The sequence below is a fragment of the Candidatus Weimeria sp. HCP3S3_B5 genome (genome assembly GCF_052064335.1).
Classification (GTDB): domain Bacteria; phylum Bacillota; class Clostridia; order Lachnospirales; family Lachnospiraceae; genus Weimeria.
The window spans coordinates 1-2,017 of sequence record NZ_JBQHVU010000052.1; the positions used below are offsets into that span (position 1 = coordinate 1).

General features: G+C 39.8%; 4 protein-coding genes. 2 read left to right on the forward strand and 2 right to left on the reverse strand.

Features of this window, described 5'->3' with window-relative positions:
• The first annotated feature begins 125 nt into the window (after positions 1–125).
• Positions 126–296, forward strand: a complete 171-nt coding sequence (locus ACTNCK_RS11585) for a hypothetical protein (protein WP_441082879.1) — start codon at positions 126–128, stop codon at positions 294–296.
• 425 nt (positions 297–721) lie between these two features.
• Here the strand turns inward: ACTNCK_RS11585 and ACTNCK_RS11590 are convergent, their stop codons facing one another.
• Positions 722–1,093 (reverse strand): hypothetical protein, encoded by a 372-nt coding sequence (locus ACTNCK_RS11590; RefSeq protein WP_441082880.1) that lies wholly within the window; start codon positions 1,091–1,093, stop codon positions 722–724.
• A 14-nt stretch (positions 1,094–1,107) separates the two neighbouring features.
• Positions 1,108–1,347, reverse strand: coding sequence for a hypothetical protein (locus ACTNCK_RS11595; RefSeq protein ID WP_441082881.1), 240 nt, complete (start codon positions 1,345–1,347; stop codon positions 1,108–1,110).
• 342 nt (positions 1,348–1,689) lie between these two features.
• Between ACTNCK_RS11595 and ACTNCK_RS11600 the strand changes: the two genes are divergently transcribed.
• Complete coding sequence (locus ACTNCK_RS11600) at positions 1,690–1,908, forward strand: AAA family ATPase (protein ID WP_441082882.1); 219 nt, start codon at positions 1,690–1,692, stop codon at positions 1,906–1,908.
• The last annotated feature ends 109 nt before the right edge of the window (positions 1,909–2,017 follow it).

The following is a 2,017-nucleotide window of genomic DNA, read 5'->3' on the forward strand; positions in this document are numbered from 1 at the left end:
AAAACACCAATTCAGGGCGAAGTCCTGAAAAAGCAGGAGGATCTGTATACAGCGATGGATGTTGCACCGTTATACGCAAAGCCTAGTGTGGAGACACCGGGAATTTAGGTTTTATTGGTACAGCATTGATCTTTGGAGGAGCCCTTTTACTTTATGAAGGTGGGAAATGGGTAATCGCTAATATCAAGGGAAAAAAGGCTCATGATCGTGAAAATGATGAGCTAAGGAACAGATCTGATGAAGCAAAGACCGAATTTGTTGCAACCATAAAAAGCAATGAAGAAGATTCTGAATAAATAATTGATCTTCTCCATCCAGATTATACCCCAGCACAGATAAGCCTAGCATTTTTGGCGATAACTGTGACTGGGGTATTTTTATTATCAGAATGTAAATACTCCAGACGCATTTGACGCTTGACAGCTAAAGTCCTATTTCTTTATATATATCTTATAAATTCTCATATTTGTAGATTGTGGAGTGGTAAACTTATTTTAGACACGGAGAGGTTAATTTTTGAACACGGGTATTATATAATAAAGACAGAGAAGATCCATTTCTAAAACAGTTGATCTTCTCTACTTGAACAAGAGGTTTACCATGAAATACACCAAAGAACAACTGTTGATGTATAATTAAAACTGACCCACCCCTGGAGATGGAAAGTACCTGGCCAGTGCAGTTTGCTTCTATTGCAAAATCCGTTACACAAATCATAATGTCACAGTTTTGACAATTTTATCCTATCATACGCTCCATTTTTCGTATTCTCTGGATGAGGCTCAAGACCAATGATCGTTATCTCCTGACGATTCGGTCCATAAACCCAATACATTCTTCTTGCCCCACTCTTTTTGTTTTCCAGATAGGACTGCCAGACCTTCATTCCGTAGCGTCTTGATAAATCCTCTATTTCATGAGATCTAAGGCCGGGATGCATAGGGTTCTCTGACAATTTCTTTAATGCATTACCCCCCCATTTTTTATACAGTTCCCTATCCTTCTTATTAAGGGAACCATCCCTATACTGCGTTTGTAGAGAATTCCATAACTTTTCCATTTCTGGAATTCCCATTCGTATTGCGTATCCCATTCGGATATTCCTTCCTAGAAATCGGAAAGATCAATCGCAGGAGAAACCGTCCCTTTTTTAAAGTTCGCGATTGCCCTGTCCATGTCTCTCATGGTCTCTTGCGAAATACCCTCTGGAACAGTCAGTTCCCGTGGTTCCAGTATGATGCATCCGTTCTTATATTCCTTAACATTATAATATTGGTACTGTGCACCTCTAAGCGTAACTCTCTTCTTACTATCGATATGCACCGTATATTCCTTGACCGTCTCCATAGTATTCACCTTCTGGTCATATGTGGGATATCCCACCTACCACTATACTACTCTTGGCAAACCATCTTGTCAACATGCCCTCTTTATTTCCCCTGAAAGGCCTCAATTGCAAAACTAAATTCTATCTCGGGGTGGAATTTAACACTTCCGATAGTCTCCGCTTTTATGGGTGGAATTTAACCGTTCTGAATTTTAGCCTTTTCTTCCCTAGGTGAGTTTTGTTATAATTAATATAGGAAGAGAGAGGGAGTATAGTTTCACATTGACAAAAGCCATGATTTTGAGTAAACTGCATGTATAGGTGCGAAACTTTAAAAATATTTCATTTTCGGAAGTGACACTATGAACTATATTGAAAGACCAGAATATCTGCAGCAGCTTCTTGATCTTATGGATACACCAGATATCAAGATCATTACTGGAGTGCGCCGTAGTGGCAAGTCAGAGTTGATGAAGGCTTATATCCGGAAAATCACGGAAACACAACCGGATGCCAATATTATCTTTGTAGATTTATTTGATCTGAAATATGAAGAGCTGAAGGAATATCACAAGCTTTAGAGGCTTCATCAGTTTGTGTGGGTAAGTAGTAGCCTCGGCTACACACCCTATCCTTGTTCTGCTTGACTGCCAACTAGCTGGTTGGATGCCCTGTGTCAAGGGTTTCTGC